This window comes from Streptomyces sp. MNU76 (assembly GCF_020982545.1).
In the GTDB taxonomy this organism is placed as follows: Bacteria; Actinomycetota; Actinomycetes; order Streptomycetales; family Streptomycetaceae; genus Streptomyces.
In genome coordinates this window covers 136,427-155,149 of record NZ_JAJKLK010000006.1, presented here as the reverse complement: position 1 = coordinate 155,149, position 18,723 = coordinate 136,427, and the positions used below count along the sequence as shown (strand labels likewise).

Below are 18,723 nucleotides of genomic sequence, written 5' to 3'. Positions count from 1 at the left end.
CCCCAGGGACAGTCGTTCGGGGGATTCGGGGGGTGGCCTACGGGACCGGGTCTCCCGTACGGGACCGGGCCTGAGTCGAGCGGTGGTCCGCGGGGCCCGTTCGAGGAGTACGCTCGAAGACACCGAGGATATCTCGCACACCGGCTTTCAGGCTCGTGTCGTTTTCGGCGAACGAATACACCGGGCCGGTCGTGGTTGGCCCGGGGCAGGGTTCGCGTCATGACCGTGACCATTCCCCACCCGTCGGCAGCCGAAGCGGCTGACCGTTTCTCCTCGTCCTCACTCCGTCTGTCGCTGGCTCCCGTCGGCCCCGCGCCGGCTCTGCTGGACGGTGCCTGGTGGCCCCGCTCCCGCGATCTCGCGGCGGAACTACTTTCCCTGACGGCCGTACTGGACCCGCTGTGGGGCCGGATCACCCGCGTGACGGTGAATCCCGTCCACTGGCCGGTCGTTCCGCGCAAGGTGCCCGTCGCGGGACACGTGGTGAAAGTGGGCTGGTTCCGGTGGGAGCAGGACCCGCACGAACTGTTGTTGCTCTCCTACCATGCGGGCCGGTGGAACCTCCTGGTGATACCACCGCAGACGCCCGCCGCATCGGCAGCCCGGCTGATGGCCGCCGCGAGCGACCCCCTGGGCACGTCGACCGCGAGCCGGTTGATGGAGGAGGAGGCGCGCCTGCGGACCGTGGCGGAGACCGACCGGGCCGGTGAGGCGGTCTGGGCCTCCGAAGGGGGACGTGAGGCCGGCGCCCGGACCGTACGGCCGGGCATCCCGACCACCACCGCCATGACCGCAGCGATGCCGCATCACCTGACGGGGAGGTGAGAACCGTGGAGACATTCCTGACCCTGATCGTGATCATCGCGGTGATCGTCTTCGGCGCGCTCCTCATCCATCGGCTCAACTCGCAGCACGGCGACCGTATCGCCGCCTTCCACTACGGTCACTCCAGGACGCCTGACGCGGGACCGCGACCGTCTGCTCCGCGCAAGGCCCGTGTCCGGGCGGGGACGACCGGCACGGGCCGTCGGCGTGACGCCGGAGGTGGACGCCTCCGCCTCCGGCGCCGCACCCGTGAGGGCGCTGTGAGCACCCGCTCGGACAGGGTGCGCCCATAGGCCGCAGGGCCGCATCCGAACTGGCCGAACTGGCCGAACTGGCCGAACTGGCCGAACCGGCCGAACCGGCCGATGTGGCCGATGTGGCCGAACCGGCCGACGTGGCCGTCGTGGTGCGTGCCCCCGGACTCCCCGGCATGGCACCGCGGTTGACAAGCCGACGGCTTCCCGTGTCCCGAGGTGCCCGGCCCCGATGGCCGGGGGTCGGCTTCGGCCGGGGCAGAGCCGACCGGGGGCGGGGGACGACGAAAGGTTCGTCACCACTGTCCGTGTGCCAGGGACGGAACCCCTCCAGGTCACGATGCCCACCGGGAGCACACCCCCCGGTTCGGCCGTTCCACGGGCATCCCGCGCCGTCCGATGCGTCGGCGCGCCCGCCAACCGGCCTGAACGGACCGGTCATTCGCGCGTCACCGTACCCATCGCCCATATCGGCGGCACACCGCGAGTGGCCGGGCCCCTGATCCTGCCGCGCGGAACCACCGACAGATGTCGAGAACCGAGGGAACCATGCCCCTGCCCCAGTTGACCGTCCACCGGCACGACCGCACCACCCGCGCGCTCGTCACCCTCTCGGGAGAGATCGACCTGGCCACCGCCCCGCTCGTGTACGCCGAACTGGCCGGATGTCTGCGCGACGGCATGCGTACCATCGACGTCGATCTCATGGCGGTCACCTTCTGCGACGCCAGCGGACTCAACGCATTCCTCACCACATTCCGGCTCGGCGCCGGTGCCGGAACGATCCTCCAACTGCACTATCCGCCTCCGGCCATGGCCCGCGTCATCGAGTTGACCGGCTCCGGCTTTCTCCTCGACGAACACCACACGGACCGGTCGGCCCGACCCCAGGTGCCGACCGTCGCGGGCGGCGCGCTGTGACCGCCCCGGACCGCCGGGAGCCGCAGCAGGGTCCGGCGGGAACGGCGGCTCCCGCGCACGCGGTACGTCTGCGCCGGCTGAACCGCTGGCAGGCAGAGACTCTGCGGGAGGACCTGGCGGATCTGTCCGTGGAGTCGTTCCGCGCGGGGGCGGGCCGCCGGTACCGGGGCCGGGAGGCCTTTCTGCGGCGTCTCACCGGCGACATCAGGCGGCCCGGATTCGCCCTGCTGATCGCGGAGGACACGGCCTTCGCCGGATGCGCCTACGGATTTCCCGTGCCGCGCGAAGGGACCTGGTGGAGGGGGTTCCACGGGAAGCTCCCCCAGGGCGTCGAACAACTCACCGCGTCCGGACACGTCTTCGCGATCACCGAGATCGTGGTGCACCCTCACAGCGGCGACGAGGACCTCGCCCGCCGTCTTCAGCGACGCCTGCTCGGCGACCACCACGCCTCGCTCGGGGCGACACTGGTCGACCCGGCCGACGCTCCGGCCCGCGACGCCTTCCTGTCGTGGGGATGGCAGGACATCGGGGCGGTACGTAGGCCATCGGATCCCACCGTCCACCGACCCTCGGCCCCTGTGCTGCTGAGGGCCCTGGTGCTTCCCCTCGGACCCCGCTCAACCACCCACCCGGACGGCCTCACCCACGAGAACCGCACCCAACGCCCCGACTGACGACCGCCGCTCGGCCCGGCCGCGGCCGTGGGTGGTGCGCCACGGCGGGCGATGACGTCAGGACGATCCGGACGGACACAGCACGGTCCCCAGGCCATCGGCCTGGGGATCGCGTACAGCGGCAGCGGTGGCTTGTGCGGGATGCGCGTCCCGTATCAGGGACGTGGGTTCCGTGCACTAGGGCGTGTTTCGGAAGTCCCTTCTGCTCTGCGACGCCCGGCACGCTCCCCCGGCCTCGGCTGGCGCTCGACCGGGAGGTACCCCCACCGCCGCACCGGACGAAAGGCCAAGTACACCCAGTACGAGGCCTTTCGTCCGGCGCGCCGAGAGCACGCACCGGACGCCGCAGAGCCGCCCTTCGGGCGACGAAGGGACTTCCGAAACACGCCCTAGCCCTAGGCAGGGACGCGTGCGTGCCGGAGCGGTGCTCCCGCCCGGTGGAGACTGGCGAGGGCCAGTCGGTAGGAGGTGAGCAGCCCGGTCTCCACGTAGTCGACGTCCAGTTCCCGGCAGTGGCGGCGCACGATGGCCCGGGCCTGGCGCAGGTTGGGGCTGGGCATGCTGGGGAACAGGTGGTGCTCGATCTGATGGTTCAGCCCGCCCAGGGCGATGTCGGTGAACAGGCCGCCGCGCACGTTGCGTGAGGTGAGGACCTGGCGGCGGAGGAAGTCCGGGCGGTCCTGGCCGGTCAGTATCGGCATGCCCTTGTGGTTGGGTGCGAAGAGGGAGCCCAGGTAGACGCCGAACAGGGCCTGGTGCACGGCGATGAAGGCGATCGCCATGGTGGGCGGCAGCAGCCAGAGCAGGACGGTCACATAGACCGCGAAGTGTACGAACAGCAGGGCGCCGTCGAGGGTTCGGTGCCTGAGCGAGCGATTGGCCAGCGCCCGCACGCTCGACACGTGCAGGTTGAAGCCCTCCAGTGTGAGCAGAGGGAAGAACAGGAACGCCTGCCAGCGGCCGATCAGACGGGGGAGTCCTTTGGCGGCCCTGGCCTGGTCCTGGGACCAGACCAGCAGGTCGGGGTCGAGGTCGGGGTCGAGTTCCTCGTGGTTGGGGTTCGCGTGGTGGCGGGTGTGCTTGTCCTGCCACCATCCGTAGCCCATGCCGATTCCGGTACCGGCGATCCGTCCGGACACCTCGCTGGCCCTGCGTCGGCGGAACACCTGGCGATGGGCCGCGTCATGGGCGAGCAGGGCGACCTGGCCGAAGACCACGGCCAGGAATGCGGCGACCGCCAGGGTCCACCAACTGTCGCCGACGAGTGCGACGGCGGCCCACCCCATGACGTAGAGCGCGGCCACCGCGGTGATCCGCAGCGCGTAGTAGCCGGGGCGGCGTTCCATCAGGCCGGCATCGGCGATCTTTCGCGACAATCGGGCGAAGTCACTGCCGGACGTCCTCGGGGGCGGGAGGCCGGCCGTCGTATTGCTGCTCATGATGATGAAGCTCTTCTCCGAAGGAGGCAGATGGCTCGGTGCCGCCTTGGGAGCCGCTGAGACCGGGCCGCTGGGAGGAAGGCGCTTCTCCACGGCGGGACGCGCGTCGCGCGACCGCGGAGAGAGGACGACGTCTGCTTCGCCGGCCGCAGCCGCGCAGACCTCCTGTCCGAACGCGGGTTCCCTGCCAGGCAGGTCTCACACCGTGCCAGGGCAGGGCACCTGGAGCGATCCGCGCGCTTCCGCGGCGGACGACGGCGACCGGTGGCGCGCGCCATGGAGCCCGTGCGGGACGTCCTCCGGTCGACCTGGACTCATGTCTCCGTGATGAGGACGGCGACGGTGACCGGGCCCGTCGTGTCACCGGCGGCCGCGGCGGCCACGGCCTTCCGGACGGCGCGGGCGACGTGCAGGGGATGGTGTCCGGGGGCGACCGCGAAGTGGATCTCGACGTGCCGGCCGGGCGGATCGACCTGGTCATGCAGCCTGACCGGACGGCTTCCCAGCACGGCGGTGAGGCGGGCGACGCCGGGAACCCCCGCCGCGACATCCGCGATCTCCCCGACGGGCCCCTGCCCGGACCCCTTTCCTGCCACCGGGTGCGAGGAGCGAGCGGCTGTGCCTTCCGGCGCCGGCCTCATGTCCCTCGTCGCGGCCCGCGATGTCACTTCAGTGTTCGGGCTTTCGTCCGGGCTTTCGTCCGGGCCTTCGTCCGGGCCCTCATGGAGATCCGAAATCCGCAGGTCGGCTGTCGCGGTGGCCAGGCCGAGCCGTTCGGCGGCCGCGTGAAGCAGGGCGCTCCGCAACTGGTCGGCGGCCTCGGGCAGTGGCTGTCCGAGGGATGCCGTGAAGGCGGCCTCGATCCTGAGCGGGCCAGGCGGTAGCGCGCTGGCAGGCGCAGGGACGGCCGGTTCGGACACGGACTCCAGCGGTACCGGCCCGATGCGCAGGGTCCCCAGCCGGACACCGGGAATCTCAGCGGCCGCGCGCCCGAGGGCCCGTACGGCGGCCTGCTCGGTGATCCACGCCCCGTCCTCGCGCCCGCCGAGCGGCAGGAGCCGGCCCAGGGCGAGCTGGTTCCGTACTGCCTGCGTCCACGCGTCGGTTCTCACCGTTGTCTCACCCTCCTTCTTCTTCCGGGGCCACTGCTCATTTCCGGCTTGCCCGGGCCGCTCGTCCGCTCGTCCGTCATTTCGCCATATGATTCGCAAACAATGGCAAGTACTACTAAAGCGAATATACTTGTATCTATGAGTGCTGTGTGAGCCTCACGAGGGAGGAATATCCCGATGACTGAGAACACCGGCGTAGGACACGGTGGTGCGCCCGGTTCTCGCGGTCGGACATCCATCGCCGACGTGGTCGTGGAGAAGATCGCCGGAATGGCGGCACGGGACGTGCTCGGTGTCCATGCCCTGGGCAGCGGCTTCGCGCGCTCGATGGGGTCCATGCGGGAGCGGATGCCTGGCGCCGGCAGTGGCAAGTCCGTCACCCGCGGGGTCGAGGTCGAGGTCGGCGAGCAACAGGCGGCCGTCGACCTGGAGATCGTCGTCGACTACGGCGTCTCGATCACGGATGTCGCCGGTGACGTGCGGGAGAACGTGATCTCCGCGGTGGAGCGGATGGCGGGTCGGGAAGTCGTGGAAGTCAACATCACGGTCAGCGACGTGAAGCTGCCGGACGAGGAGGACGAAGAAGCAGAGCGGCAGCGGGTCCAGTAGCCGGAGCGGAGCCCGCACCGGGGCGGCGTAGCCCGCTTGAATGAAGGAGCGCGTGATGAGCAGGGCCGTGGTGGGCTTGATTGCCGGTATGGCGCTTGGTTTCGCCGCGTATTTCGGCGATTTCTGGGCTTTCCTGCTGGTCCTGGGGCTGGGCGTCGTCGGTCTCGTGGTCGGGCGGTTCATGGAAGGTGATCTAGAACCGGGCGACTTCGTCCGCCGCCGGGACCGCCAGGAGCGGATCAGCGATGACCGGCGACGGGCTCGGGAAGACTGGCGACGGTGACCGGTGAGGCAGGCCCGCGTCCAGGCGTCCCCCGCAGGGAGCGCGGCGCGATCACCGTCGCCGACCGGGTCGTGGCGAAGACCGCTGCCCGGGTCGCGCGCGAGGCGCTGAGCCGGTTCACCGAGTCGACCGGCCACGTACCATCCGACCGCCGGACACCGCACGTGACCGCATACGTGCGACGGGCCCCGGAGCGGGACACCCGGGGACGGGACACCCGGGGACGGGACACCGAGGGGCGGGACATGGAACCCGCTGCCGGACGGCAGGCGGTGCTCGGCGGGGCACAGGTGCACATCACCGTCGAACTCGGCTATCCGTCCGACATCGGCGCACAGTGCGCCGCGGTGCGCCGGGAGGTCACCGAGCGGCTCAGGACCTGGGCCGGCATGGAGGTGTCCGACCTGGTGGTGTCGGTCGAGAGGCTGCACTCGGTGCATGCGCGGCACTCGGGCCTGGAGAGGGTGAGATGAGCGCGAACACCTGGCGGCAGCCGACCGGCGACAGCGGCCCTCCCTCCGATTCCGGACCGCCCGCTCCGCCTGCCGACGGATCGACGGCTCCGTCCGCCGACGGCAGTCCGGGGCCGGACGAGAAGACGGGCGCGGACGTGACGGCTGCGGGGGACGGAGCAGTCGCGGATGGGACGGCTGCGGGGGACGGAGCAGGCCGCCGGCCGCCGCGCCGCTTCTGGTCGACGCGGCGGCTGCCCGCCGCCCTGGTGGCCCTGGTGTCCGCCGCGGCCGTCGGGCTGCTCCTGTACGACGTGGTCGCGGTGCGGGCGGGCCGGACCGCGATGAGCTGGCGACGGCGCCTCGCCGACGAACTGGCCACACGGCCCCTGGACGACACCTGGATGATCGTCGGGGCCGCCGTGGCGATGGCCCTCGGCCTGTGGCTCTTCCTCCTGGCGGTGACGCCGGGGCTGCGCAGGCTGCTGCCCATGCGCAGGCCCACCGGTATCCCTCGGACGGAGGAGGTCCGCGCCGGACTCGACCGACGCGCGGCCGCCCTGATTCTGCGTGACCGGGCCATGCGGGTACCCGGTGTCCGGTCGGTGCAGGTCGCTGTCGGCCGCCGCAAGGTCAAGGCCCGGGCGCGGGCACATTTCCGTGAACTCGGGGAGGTCCGCAGAGACCTGGAAGCCACCCTCGGGGAAACCATGACGTCCTTGCGTCTCGCCCGGCGCCCCATGCTGACCGTGCGCGTTCGGCGCCCGAAGAAGGACTGAGGCGATCCTGATGCTCAAGACGGTGAACCGGGTGCTGCTGGGGCTTCTCGGCCTCGGACTGTTCGCCCTGGGCGGCGGCGTACTGCTGGGCGGGCTTGACCTGCAGCGCCACTGGGACTTCGGAACGCCGGGCTGGTGGCCCTTCCGCGGGCCGGGCGACGTGGTGCTGGGCGTCGAGGGGCGCACCCGGTGGCGGGAGGAGGGCTGGTGGTGGCCGACCGTCATCGCGGCGCTCGCCGTGCTGCTGGTCCTGCTGCTGTGGTGGCTCCTCGCACAACGCGGACACCGCCTGGGCCAGGTCCTCGTCGACAGCGAGGACGGCGAGGCGTCCCGGCTCAACGGCCGCACCCTGGAGGACGTCATCGAGGAGGAGGCGCAAGCCCTGGACGGGGTCTCACGGGCCCATGTACGGCTGGCGGGCCGACGTACCGCTCCCACCGCACGCGTACGGCTGATGCTGGAGTCCCACGCCGATCCAGCGCTGACCCTGGGGCGACTGAGCCGGGAAACGCTCGCAGACGCACGGGACTCGGCCGGCCTGGACCGCCTCCCCTCGAAGGTCCGACTCCGGGAAGTCCGCCACCGCGCCCGACGTACCGCCTGAGTACCGCCCCCTGGGCCTAAAGTCGCACGGGGCCGTCGGCGGCGAGGCGTCCAGGACTCCCGGAGCCGAACGCCCTGGCATGCGGCGGACCGAACGAATCGCACGCTGCCTGGCGCACCCGCCTCGCGATCGGCGTGCTCGCGGGGCGCCGGCCATCTTTCGTCGTGACCATCACCGATGTGCCCCACCGAACCCAGGGTTCTCAGGTCCCTCCGGAGCCGGGAGACCGCGCAGATCCCGTGATTCCGCCCAGGAGGCGTCCCGTCATGGTCCTCTTCCCGACCCTGCTCATCGCCGGAATCGCTCTGGTCGTCATCGGCGCGACCATCGACGGTGCGCTCTACCTGATGTCCGTCGGCGTACTGCTTCTCGTCGCCGATCTGGTCTACCTGGTGGCCCGCTCCATCCGGCGCTCCCCCCGGCATACGGCGCGCTGACCGGCTCCGGTCCCCGGCCGCCCAGGACCAGTCCGGGCCCGACCCGCTCGGCACGTCATGGCGGACCTCGAACGGTGCGACGACCACGAAGTCCCGCTCGGCCATGAAGCGCCAACGACCCCGGCGTATGCACACCGGGGTCGCCCTTCCGGGCCGGTCGCACGTGAGTTGTGCCGACCCGCTTTCATGCTACATCTGGTGCGCATTTCGGGCATTCGGCGTTTCGCGGCGATCGCTTCCGGCTCGTACGGGGAGGGCCGCCACCGGACGGCCACGCCGCACGACAGAGCGCCGCCGAGGGTTCTGGTGACGTGTGCGACGGCTTCTTCGATCCGGGGGGCCGTGCCCGTGGGCGGGCGGAGGCGCAGCCCCTCCTGCCGCTCCAGTGGGCGAGCGTTTCGTCCGCTGACTGATCGCGGAGCGCCGCGTCCGGCACGCCAAACTCGGCTGCCCTGAGAGTTCGGCACGACGCGCAAGCTTCCATCCTGCATGCTGTATCGGCGCGGACGGACAGCGGTACACCGCCCCGGAGACGTTCGTGACCAAGTCCGATGCCCAGGATTGGCTCGACCTCACCGGGGCACAGCTTGGCGACGGCGGCGACCGTGATGGCGACCGGCTTGCCGATCCGCGAGTGGGGCCGACATCGAGCGCAACCACCGGCGCGACCCGGACGCCGGGCCGGGCGCGTCGGATGTCGCCCGGCCCCTGGTGGGTCAGCCGCCGATACAGGTGCGGGTCTGTACGGTGGTCGTGTCTTCGGCTCTGGCCCGTAGTCGGTGGTGACGCCGAGTAGCCGCCCTTGATCATGATCTTGTGGTGGATATCAACTCCCTTGTAGGGGCGGTGTTTTCGGGACTTTCGGCGCTGGTCGTCGAGGACGTGGCGGATGGCGGCGACGCGGTGGTGGTCTCGGCCCGGACCCGGGACGTGGCGGTGCCATGTCCAATCACCCGCCCCGCCCCGGCGGCCAGAGCCGTTGGCTGGACAGACCCTGGCCCGGCTGTAGCCCTCCCGCGTACCACGATCCACGATTCCTTGAATTCAGGATTCTATGTATGGTCATTCGCGTGCTGACTGTTGCCACGGACATCGACGTACTCGCCCGATTCGGCCGCGCGCTGGCCGATCCGATTCGCTGCCGCATCCTGCTCGCCCTGCGCGAGGCCCCGGCCTACCCCGCCGACCTTGCCGACACCCTCGGCGTCTCCCGCACCCGACTCTCCAACCACCTCGCCTGCCTGCGCGACTGCGGCCTGGTCGTCACCGTGCCCGACGGCCGCCGCACCCGCTACGAGCTGGCCGATGAACGCCTCGGGCACGCCCTGGACGACCTGCGTGCCGCCGTGGTGGCCGTGGCCGCCGACCGTATCTGCGAGGACGCCGACGAGAAGGGCTGCTGCTGATGACGGCGATATCCCTCGGCCCGTCCCCGGCCCGCCGCGAGGCACTCGCCCGCCGGATACGCCTGCTGGTCGCCGTGACCATCACCTACAACGTCGTCGAGGCGGTCGCGGCCCTCGCCGCCGGCACGCTCGCCTCCTCCACCGCCCTGATCGGCTTCGGCCTGGACTCGATCATCGAGGTCTCCTCGGCCGCCGCGGTCGCCTGGCAGTTCTCCGCCCGCGAGCACGCCGTACGGGAGGCCCGGGAGAAGACCACCCTGCGGATCATCGCGCTGTCCTTCTTCGTGCTCGCCGCCTACGTCACCGCCGACGCCGTCCGCGCGCTGACCGGCACCGGCGAGGCGGAGCGCTCCGTCCCCGGCATCGTGCTCGCCGCACTCTCCCTCGCGGTCATGCCCTTCCTGTCCGCTGCCCAGCGCCGCTCGGGCCGCGAACTCGGCTCCGCCAGCGCGGTCGCCGACTCCAAGCAGACCCTGCTGTGCACCTACCTCTCGGCCGTGCTCCTGATCGGCCTGCTCCTCAACGCCGCCCTCGGCTGGTCCTGGGCCGACCCCATCGCCGCGCTCGTCATCGCTGCCATCGCCGCGAAGGAAGGCCGCGACGCTTGGCAGGGAAGGGGCTGTTGCGCCCCTGTGGCCCCGCCCCGCTTCGGCGATGCCGCTGCCGTATCGCCGGCGCAGAACGACTGCGGTTGCTGTTCCGCGTGAACTGCCGCTTTGCGCATGCGATTTCATGACCCCGGCGAAATAGACGGCGCAGGTCACGGAAAAGGTGTCTCGATATTCGAGACAAATCGCTGATGGGTTGTCAGTGAATGGCCCCAATGGTCGTTCGATGAGCGCATTCGCGCGAGTTAGGGCACGCGGAGGGCGCGGAAAGCCTGAAATGGTCTAGACGGCAAACAAACCCCAGGCCGCTGACCTGGTGTTTCATCATGGAGCGGGTGACGAGAATCGAAGTCGCGCTCTCAGCTTGGGAAGCGACGGCGCTTGGACGGCTGGATGGCTCCTGACCTGGGCATACATCTCCTGGTGTGGTGCCCCGAGGTGCAGGGTCGCACCGCTGTCGACCGTGGTTGACCGGTCTTACGGGCACGCTGTGGGCACCGCGTCCGATCGGAGGCGTCGGGAGCCATGCTCAGTGGCCAGGAACTGCCGAGCCCTGGAAGCAGGCGCGGGCCGGAAGGGCGCCACTGCAGGAGCACACGGAGGAGAGCCGGCCCGGACAGGGAGTCGCCACCGTCCGGGAGGCCCTCCTCGCCCTTGGCCGGGACGCGGTAGGGCGTGGCCCTCAGCCAACCGGTTCGCTCTGCGCGGGTACCCGTGCGCGGGGTGTCCGTGGCGCGTCCGCCGTTCTTCCGGAACCTGGCCCTCGCGCGGTGCGTCGCCACAGCCGCCCCAGAGCCCGGTAGAAGCGGTCCGGCAGGAAGACGGCGTCGGCGATGATCATCGCGCCGGAGAAGAGGGGCAGTCCCATGAGTACCGCGATACCCAGGTGCATGCCCAACAGCATGGTCAGGACCGGGTACTTGAGGCGCCCGAACAGGACGAACGGGAAGGCGACCTGCAACAGTACTGTCAGGTAGCAGGCGAGGGCGATCAGCAGGTCGTGCTCGTCCGCCATGAGGGAGAGTTCGGGCCAGGGCCGGAACAGGTCGAGGTTCAGGACGTAGTGGAGGGCGGTCCCGTTGCCCCAGGATCCGCCCTGCACCTTGTACAGACCCGCGGATCCGTAGAGGAAGCACACCTGGGCCGCGATGACGAACATCCCGCAGTTGTGCAGCACGGCGGTCAGGGTCCGCCGGGAAGCGCGGAGGTGATGCCCGAGCCCGCCCGCCACCCGGTCCACAGGCAGGCGCGCCTCAGCACGCGCGCACGCCCGAAGCCGGGTTCTGCGTGCGTCCAGGGACCACCGACGGCCGCATGCGGTGAGGACGAGGTAGACGGCCATGAGGAGGATGAGGTTGTCTCCGCCGTCGGTCATGAAGATCGCCCTGCCGTGGAACGACGCGACCACGACCGCGAACAGCACGGACACCGCTCGGGTCCGCCAGCCGAGGGCGAACAGTGCCGACGCGGCGAGGGCCAGCGCGTAACAGGCCTCGAAGTAGGCCCGGCTGTCGGACAGGGTGAGGATGCTGACCCATCCCGTCTGGTCGAACAGCTGCCTTGCCAGCTCCGGCGTCCACGGTGATCCAGGACCCCAGATCTCGTCGCGGTGCGGAAACTCGCGCAACAGGAATGTGAGGTAGAGCAGCCCGTATCCGATGCGCAGGACCGCCGCGGCGTACAGGGAGACCGGCACCTCGGTCAGGACGCCGAGGGCCGTATGAACACGGTCGGGTGCGCGGTGCGGCGCGCCCGCCCCGGCCCCCTCGGAGGTACGAGGGGGCCGTGCGGGTACCAGCTCAGTTTCCATGGGCGCCCGCCTTCACCTTCCACCAGGGCAGATATCGCGTGTCGGCCGTTCCTGGCGCGACTGCAGCCACGCCCGTGCCGCCCACGGGGGCGGGCGCGGCGATGGGCACGGTGACCACCCGTAGCTGGATGGCTTCGAAGCTCCCGCCACGGCGCCCGGCGACGCGCTCCGAGGCGATGTTGGTCAGGTACCGCTGAATCATCAACGCCCGCTGCGAGCGCGGCCGGTCGTCGCCGCCGTGGTATTCGAGGTAGGAACTCCAGGCCCGTCGCAGCATGTTCTGCGCCGTATGACTCGGGAAGACGTTGTGCTTCACCGCGGAACTGTCCACGGCGGTCAGATCGAACCAACCGCTCATCTGCACGGTGCCGTCCGGCGCGGTGTGCATGGTCCTCGCTGAGATCTGCCGGTTGACGGACTCCGGGTCCGGGGCGAAGAGTCGCCAGTTCTGCTCGAACAGCGGGAAGACCCACGCGTTGACCTGCCGGCTGTACTGCTGGGAGAGCGGATTCGGGGGCGCCACGTGCAGAAACACCAGGAGCACATGGACCAGGACTGTCGTCAGGCAGAGGAACACGCCAGCACTTGTCGCCGCTCTCAGGAGGACCGGCGGAGGCTTCGGTTGTTCCGTGGGTCTCTCCTGGGATTCTTCCGTCGGTTGCCGCGTGGATTCCCGCGTGAATTCGTCCGCGGATACGCCCGCATCCGTCGACGCAGCGCCATCCGGCACGGCCTCACCCGGCCTTTCGATCCCGGCTTCTCTCACTGCTTCTCCCGAGCTTTCGGCGGCGGCGTGCGGCGGAATCGACAACGATCCGCCGCACGCCGGGCGCCGTCCGTCCCCTCAGGGACGCCTGTACGACTCAGCGACGAGCGCCGACGTGGCGGTCGCCTTCGTCGGGCTTCCCGCCGTGTTCGTCGTGTCCGCCATGCTCGTCGGGTTTCCCGCCGTGTTCGTCGTGTCCGCCGTGCTCGTCGGGCTTCCCGCCGTGTTCGTCGTGTCCGCCGTGCTCCTCGGGGTTCCCGCCGTGCCCATGGCCACCGGGCCTGCCCGGCTGCCCGCCGTGGTCGTGTCCGGGCCCGCCGTTCCCGCCCCCGTTGACGCCTCCGATGGTGGCGCCCGTGGTCCCGCTTGTCGTGGTGCCGGCGACAAGGCCGCCGAGCAATCCGCCCGTGGTGCCGCCCGACGTCAGGACGCCGCCGAGGAGGCCACCCGGGGTGCCGCCGGTTCCGCCGCCCGTCGGGACGCCGGCGATGGCGCCGACGGTGGTGCTGCCCGTCGTGCCCGTGGTGGTGCCCGTGGTCGTGTCACCGGTCGTGGCCCCGGCGATCAGACCGCCGCTGACCAGCCCGCCCGTGGTCCCGCCGGTAGCGCACGGCCCCAGGAAGATCCTGTTCGTGTCCAGCGTCACGGCGCCGTCACCGGTACCGCCCGCATCGGCAAGCAGTCGGCCGTTGATGGTCGCCCCCGTGGTGGCGCTGATCGAGGTGTTGGCCAGGATGGTGCCCACGAACGAGGTGTTGGTACCGAGCGTGGCCGAACTGCCCACCTGCCAGAACACATTGCACGGCGAGGCGCCGTTGACGAGGCTCACCGTGCTGTTCTCGGCTGCCGTCGTCAGGGTCGAACCGATCTGGAACACCCAGACGGCATTGGGGTCGCCCTGGGCGTCCAGGGTGAGTGTGCCGGTGATCTGTGCGCTGCTGTTCGCCCTGTAGAGGCCCGGCGTCAGCACCTGGCCGCCGAACTCGTGGGGAGCGTCGTTGTACACCACGGGGTCCAGCGACTGTCCGGCGGCCTGGTTGTACGCCGTGGTCAGCTCGACCTTGGCCTGGCCGGCGTGGGCATCGGCAGCGTGCAGAGTCCCGGGCGGGGTCACAATGCCGGGCGGGAACCCGGTGATGGCCGTACCGGGGCTCACACCGACGTTGAGACCATTGACCACCGTGGGGCCGGTGTTGGTGACCGTCGCACCACCCAGTACTCCGTAAGTGGCCAGCGTCGTACCGATCGGCACGGGGGTGGCAATGGCGTGCGCGCGTGTGGGCGTCAGGGCGAGGACGACGGCAGCGACCACCACAGCCGTCACCGCCGTGATCCACACCGACATCGTGCGCCGCGTGGGAGCGTCATGGATATTCAGCGTCATCGAGGGGACAACTCCTTTGAGGGGATGATCTTGGCGATTCTCGGCCGCGCAAAATCGCCTGATTCCGCGGCTGGCATATTACGCAGAAAAGCAGTCCGGTTTGTTGCGCCTCCGGGCGATATCGCCGAAATGGAAGAACCCTCTGTGATGGCTGTACAAATGATTAATGAGCCGAATGGCCCTGTGGCCCGGCCAGGGTGCGGGTTCGGGAATTGATTTTTCTGCTTCGCGGGTGATTTCCGGGGTTCGCTATTGATCCGAAATGGTGAGCGTTCTGAGTCGTTGAACGCTGCGTGAGTGAACTGGTGGGAGACGCGCGGTAGTTGTCGCCGTCGGCGCAGGAAGCGTTGCGGCTGCGGGCAGTGGCCGCACTGGTGGAGGGCCGGTGGGCGTGAGGCACTGACCGGGCGTCCACGTGGGCGGCGCGTGCGTGAGCACCAGGTGCTGTCAGGGGGCGAGCAGGCGTTCCAGTGGCCCGACAAGCGTGCGGTCGAGCGGAACCCGGAGGCGGTGCGGACCTGGCTGGAGGAGACATGGCCGCCGATCCGGGCGACGGCGAAGGCCGAGAACGGTGAGGTGCTGTTCGCCGACCAGGTCGGCATCCGTTCCGATCAGGTCACCGGCCGCACGAGGGGGCGAGAAGGGCCGCCCCCTCGTGCGCCGCACCGGCAACCGGTTCTCCGTGAATGCGATGTCGCGATCAGGACGAAGGGCCGGAACACCAGCGCTCCCGGCGCGATGTGTTGTCCGGACAGGTTGGTGACGCGACTGGCTGGTGTTTGGCCACGGATGCCGGTGTGGGGTCGGTGGTGGTTGTACCAGTCCAGCCAGTCGGGAAACGCTGCCTGGCGTTCGGCCTCTGAGGTGTAGGGCCGGTGGTAGGCCCATTCGTCGAGCAGAGTGAGGTGGAAGCGTTCGACCTTACCGTTGGTCTGGGGCCGCCAGGGACGGGTCCAGCGAGGACTGATGCCCAGGTCACGACAGGTGTCGCGCCAGATGCTCTTGGTGTAGGCCCAGGCGTTGTCGGTCAGCACTCGTGCGACGGTGACGCCTTGGGCGGCGAACCATGCGGTGGCGCGGGCCAGGAAGCCGGCGCAGGTGGCCGCTCTCTCGTCGGGCAGGTCTTCGGTGTGGGCCAGCCGGGAGTGATCGTCCAGGGCGGTGTGCAGGTAGAGGTAGCCGCGGCCGGTGCGGGTCTGGTTCTTGCGGCCGGCCGCGCGGCCCAGGGCCTTGTGGCCGCCGCCGTCGGGGATGCGGCCGAGCTTCTTGACGTCGATGTGGATCAGTTCGCCGGGCCGGGCGTGTTCGTAGCGGCGCACGGGCTCGCCGGTGGCCCGGTCGCAGGCGGCCGGCGCGGGCAGACCATGGCGGGTCAGGATGCGGTGGGCGGTGGAGGCGGCGATGCCGGTGCGGGCCGCCAGCCGCACAGGGCCGACGCGGTGCTTCTGCCGTAGCCGCACGACCTGGGCTTCGATGTCGATGCGGGTCTTGCGCGGGCTGTGGTGGGGGCGGCTGGAGCGGTCGGGCATGGCCTGGGCGCCGTAGTAGCGGTAGCGGCCGGCCCAGCGGGCGGCGGTGGTGTGGCTGACCTGGAAGCGTTCCGCGGCCCGCCGCACGGGCCAGCCGTCTTTCCGACTCCACCGGCGAAGGTGGCGACCAGCAGCAGCCACATCCACGAGCGGTCGTCGCCGAGGCCGAGCAGGGCCACGGTGAACACGGTCTGCAGGAGGCCGCCCACGACCAGCGTTTGCTTGCTGCCGATCTTCCCGATGACCCGCGGGGCCGTGGAGCTACAACGGTGCCGATGCCCAGCACGCCGAAGGACAGGCCGGCGGCCAGCGGGGAGAAGCCGAGCACTTCCTGGAGGTAGAGGGGCAGCAGTAGGACCAGCGAGGTCCTCGGTGACGAACGCGATCAGACCGGCGACGTTGCCCCAGGCCACGGAGCGCTTGTCGAGCACGTTGAGAGGGACCAGCGGCGCGGACACCTTGCGCTCGACGGCGTAGAACACGAGCAGCAGTGCCACACCCGCCGCCAGCGGCAGCTGCCGCTCGTCTTCGTCCTGGGCGTCATCGCCTGGGCCGCGATCAAGTTCCTCGGCATCCGCCTGTGGGTCGCCGCCGTGATCGCCCTGTTCGGCTTCTGGCTCTCGCACACCGTCCTCGCCCAGGCCATCGAGTCCGGCACCCGCTTCGGGGCACACGGAGGATCAGCCCGTGGGCCACAGGAACCCGTTCATCGGAGCGGGAACCTACCTCCCCCTTGCAGGGCTTTCGGCACTGGGGTCGACGCCGGGCGTTTCCCCCCCCGACACCGCCAGTCTGCTACCGGGCCTCCTGGCAGCTACCCGGACCGGACTTCCACCGGCGGGCGACAACGAGCTTACGACTCAAGGCCAGCTACATCACGAAGACCTCCGAGTCTGCTGGGCGCGCGAATGATCGAGGCTAGTCAGCCACCCCGCACAGCGGTGGAACCTCAAACTGCCAGTGGGCACGGTCGGTGGGCTGGGTGCGGGTGGGTCGTGGTCGGCCGCGCCCCATCTGGCGGAGCCGTATATCGGCAGAACCCGGGCCTGGGGAGAGGGACCACTCACGGTTCGGGCTTCGAGGCGTCCACGGGAAAGGGTGCCGGCTCCCTGCTGCCGTTCGGCGTGTCCCTGCGGCGTCGCAGCGCCCACAACGCGACGGGTGCCCCGGCCCCGACCAGCGCGGAGGCCAGACACAGGCCGGCCTGGTAGCCGGAGAGGAAGGCATCCGACTCCTTGGCTCCAGCAGCGGCCGCGGCGTGCTCCGTGTACGACACCATCACGCCTACGAAGGCGATCCCGACGACCCCGGATGCCTCGCGGACGGCGCTGAACAGCCCGGCGGCAATGCCGGAAGAACGGTCGGGCGAAGACTCCAGGGCACGGGAGGTCAGCGGAACGGCCAGTGCGGAGCCGAAGCCGATGATCGAGAGTCCGGGCAGAATATGAACGAGGCTCCCTCCAACGCTTCCCAGAGCGACCATCAACAACCCCAGGCCGACCAGGAGCAGGCCCGCGGCGGAGACCCGACCGTCCCCCCATCGGCGTGCCGTCCGGGCAATGAAAGGGGCGGCGACGAGCAGGGAAAGCGCCACGGGGATGAACGTCAGTCCGGCTGACGTCGGGGTAAGGCCAAGGCCGTCCTGAAGAAACTGGGACGTGAAGAAATAGACTCCGCTCACGCTCAGACCCCACAGCAGTTGAGTGATGATGCCGCCGATGAAGGGACGTTGCCGAAAGAGGAGCCGCAGCGCGGCATTCCGGCGCAGTGTCAGCTCGTACCACAGGCCGACGGCGGAGACCACGGCAATGGCACCCGACATGGCCACGGGAACGCTGAGAACGCCCCTTTCGGGTCCTTCGATCAGGCAGTAGGCGAGGCCCGCCAGCAAGCAACAGGCCAACGCCACGACGCGGAGGGAGAGGGTGGCCGATGACTTCGGCGCAGAACGGGCCGCGGGGGCGTGCCGGGGGACGACGAAACCGATGAGGAGACTCGCGCATCCCAGCGGCGCGTTCATGGCGAACACCGACTCCCAGCCCAGGTGCTGTGTCATGACGCCGGAGACAACTGGTCCGCAGGCCAGCGCCGAAGCCAGTGCGGCAGTGGTGGCGCTGAAGGCGGCACTGCGTGCGCGCGGCGGAAGATCGTGTGACAGGACCGCCAGCGAGGCCGGCAGGATCAGCGACCCGCCCGCTCCCTGGAGTCCTCGGAAGGCGATCAGCGCCACCCCTGAGGTCGCCAGGCTGCACCCGATCGAGGAGACGGTGAAGAAGGCGACACCGAGCATCAGCGTCGAACGCCGCCCGATGGTGTCGGCCAGATGCCCGCCCAGCAAGAGAAGGCTTGCGAGAGCCAGGGGGTAAATGGCCGCCACCCATTTCAAGTCCGCGTCACCCAAAGCAAGTTCGGCGCGGATCTGAGGCAGTGCCACAGTGACGACGGTATTGTCCAGGGCCGTCATGAATGACGGCAGGATAACGGCCATGAGAATGGCGAGGACGCGTAGTCGACTCACGGTGCCTGCCTTGAACAGAGGGGGAGCGTATTGATGGGCAGTAACGTTTCAAACCCTTCCTGCATACGCTGTCCTCCAGGCGTATCGAGCGCGACTCGCGGAGGACCTGATGACGGTATTCGGCGCGCTGTCAGGACGCGCTGGATCAGCCCTCTTCCTCCGGTCGGGCAGCGACTTCGGCGTGTCGCTGGAAGCCCGGCAAGCCGTTGTGTTTGGCTGTTTTCTCACCACTGCCACTATTCATTGGATGCGTTGATGGGCGGCGACGGCTGTCTCCATATCCGCCTGACGGGCTGACGGCCGCAGAGTC

Annotated in this window: 18 protein-coding genes and 1 pseudogene; 12 read left to right on the top strand and 7 right to left on the bottom strand. The window is 69.9% G+C overall.

Annotated elements, in window-relative coordinates; genetic code table 11:
- The first annotated feature begins 219 nt into the window (after positions 1-219).
- From E4N62_RS15920 to E4N62_RS15905, 4 genes are all read left to right on the top strand, one after another.
- Complete coding sequence (locus tag E4N62_RS15920; protein WP_230215091.1) at positions 220-825, top strand: DUF5994 family protein; 606 nt, start codon at positions 220-222, stop codon at positions 823-825.
- A gap of 5 nt (positions 826-830) precedes the next feature.
- Positions 831-1,118, top strand: coding sequence for a hypothetical protein (locus E4N62_RS15915; RefSeq protein ID WP_230215090.1), 288 nt, complete (start codon positions 831-833; stop codon positions 1,116-1,118).
- A gap of 489 nt (positions 1,119-1,607) precedes the next feature.
- Positions 1,608-2,000, top strand: coding sequence for an STAS domain-containing protein (locus tag E4N62_RS15910; protein WP_308185096.1), 393 nt, complete (start codon positions 1,608-1,610; stop codon positions 1,998-2,000).
- Positions 1,997-2,677, top strand: a complete 681-nt coding sequence (locus tag E4N62_RS15905) for a hypothetical protein (protein WP_230215089.1) — start codon at positions 1,997-1,999, stop codon at positions 2,675-2,677. The genes E4N62_RS15910 and E4N62_RS15905 overlap by 4 nt, the downstream gene beginning before the upstream one ends.
- A 395-nt stretch (positions 2,678-3,072) precedes the next feature.
- On the opposite strand, the gene E4N62_RS15900 is transcribed toward E4N62_RS15905, so the two are convergent.
- Positions 3,073-4,116 (bottom strand): acyl-CoA desaturase, encoded by a 1,044-nt coding sequence (locus E4N62_RS15900; RefSeq protein ID WP_230215088.1) that lies wholly within the window; start codon positions 4,114-4,116, stop codon positions 3,073-3,075.
- Between the two features lie 314 nt (positions 4,117-4,430).
- Positions 4,431-5,228, bottom strand: coding sequence for a hypothetical protein (locus E4N62_RS15895; RefSeq protein ID WP_230215087.1), 798 nt, complete (start codon positions 5,226-5,228; stop codon positions 4,431-4,433).
- Between the two features lie 177 nt (positions 5,229-5,405).
- On the opposite strand from E4N62_RS15895, the gene E4N62_RS15890 reads away from it, so the two are divergent.
- The 8 genes from E4N62_RS15890 (at position 5,406) to E4N62_RS15855 (ending at position 10,505) form a co-directional block, all read left to right on the top strand.
- Positions 5,406-5,837: an Asp23/Gls24 family envelope stress response protein gene (locus E4N62_RS15890; RefSeq protein WP_230215086.1), complete on the top strand. Its 432-nt coding sequence runs from the start codon at positions 5,406-5,408 to the stop codon at positions 5,835-5,837.
- A gap of 55 nt (positions 5,838-5,892) precedes the next feature.
- The gene (locus E4N62_RS15885; protein ID WP_230215084.1) at positions 5,893-6,120 is read left to right on the top strand and encodes a hypothetical protein; all 228 of its coding nucleotides are present in this window, start codon (positions 5,893-5,895) and stop codon (positions 6,118-6,120) included.
- A 164-nt stretch (positions 6,121-6,284) separates the two neighbouring features.
- A complete protein-coding gene (locus E4N62_RS48680; protein ID WP_308185094.1) occupies positions 6,285-6,593 on the top strand; it encodes a hypothetical protein in 309 nt (102 codons plus the stop codon).
- Positions 6,590-7,351, top strand: a complete 762-nt coding sequence (locus E4N62_RS15875; protein ID WP_230215080.1) for a DUF6286 domain-containing protein — start codon at positions 6,590-6,592, stop codon at positions 7,349-7,351. Before E4N62_RS48680 ends, E4N62_RS15875 begins: the two co-directional genes overlap by 4 nt.
- A 10-nt stretch (positions 7,352-7,361) precedes the next feature.
- Complete coding sequence (amaP, locus tag E4N62_RS15870) at positions 7,362-7,955, top strand: alkaline shock response membrane anchor protein AmaP (RefSeq protein ID WP_230215078.1); 594 nt, start codon at positions 7,362-7,364, stop codon at positions 7,953-7,955.
- 266 nt (positions 7,956-8,221) lie between these two features.
- Positions 8,222-8,392, top strand: a complete 171-nt coding sequence (locus E4N62_RS15865; RefSeq protein ID WP_230215077.1) for a hypothetical protein — start codon at positions 8,222-8,224, stop codon at positions 8,390-8,392.
- A 1,070-nt stretch (positions 8,393-9,462) separates the two neighbouring features.
- The gene (locus E4N62_RS15860) at positions 9,463-9,798 is read left to right on the top strand and encodes a helix-turn-helix transcriptional regulator (protein WP_230215076.1); all 336 of its coding nucleotides are present in this window, start codon (positions 9,463-9,465) and stop codon (positions 9,796-9,798) included.
- Positions 9,798-10,505 carry a cation transporter gene (locus tag E4N62_RS15855; protein WP_230215075.1) on the top strand — a complete coding sequence of 236 codons (708 nt, stop codon included), beginning with the start codon at positions 9,798-9,800 and terminating at the stop codon, positions 10,503-10,505. Before E4N62_RS15860 ends, E4N62_RS15855 begins: the two co-directional genes overlap by 1 nt.
- A gap of 583 nt (positions 10,506-11,088) precedes the next feature.
- Here the strand turns inward: E4N62_RS15855 and E4N62_RS15850 are convergent.
- The 5 genes and pseudogenes from E4N62_RS15850 to E4N62_RS15825 form a co-directional block, all read right to left on the bottom strand.
- A complete protein-coding gene (locus E4N62_RS15850; RefSeq protein ID WP_230215074.1) occupies positions 11,089-12,216 on the bottom strand; it encodes an HTTM domain-containing protein in 1,128 nt (375 codons plus the stop codon).
- Positions 12,206-12,793 carry a DUF5819 family protein gene (locus E4N62_RS15845; protein ID WP_308185092.1) on the bottom strand — a complete coding sequence of 196 codons (588 nt, stop codon included), beginning with the start codon at positions 12,791-12,793 and terminating at the stop codon, positions 12,206-12,208. The genes E4N62_RS15850 and E4N62_RS15845 overlap by 11 nt, the downstream gene beginning before the upstream one ends.
- Before the next feature lie 286 nt (positions 12,794-13,079).
- Positions 13,080-14,366: an ice-binding family protein gene (locus tag E4N62_RS15840; RefSeq protein ID WP_230215073.1), complete on the bottom strand. Its 1,287-nt coding sequence runs from the start codon at positions 14,364-14,366 to the stop codon at positions 13,080-13,082.
- Between the two features lie 740 nt (positions 14,367-15,106).
- A pseudogene (locus E4N62_RS15835) lies at positions 15,107-16,042 on the bottom strand (IS481 family transposase); the annotation flags it as partial.
- A gap of 916 nt (positions 16,043-16,958) precedes the next feature.
- Positions 16,959-18,359: an MFS transporter gene (locus E4N62_RS15825; protein WP_230215072.1), complete on the bottom strand. Its 1,401-nt coding sequence runs from the start codon at positions 18,357-18,359 to the stop codon at positions 16,959-16,961.
- Between the last annotated feature and the right edge of the window lie 364 nt (positions 18,360-18,723).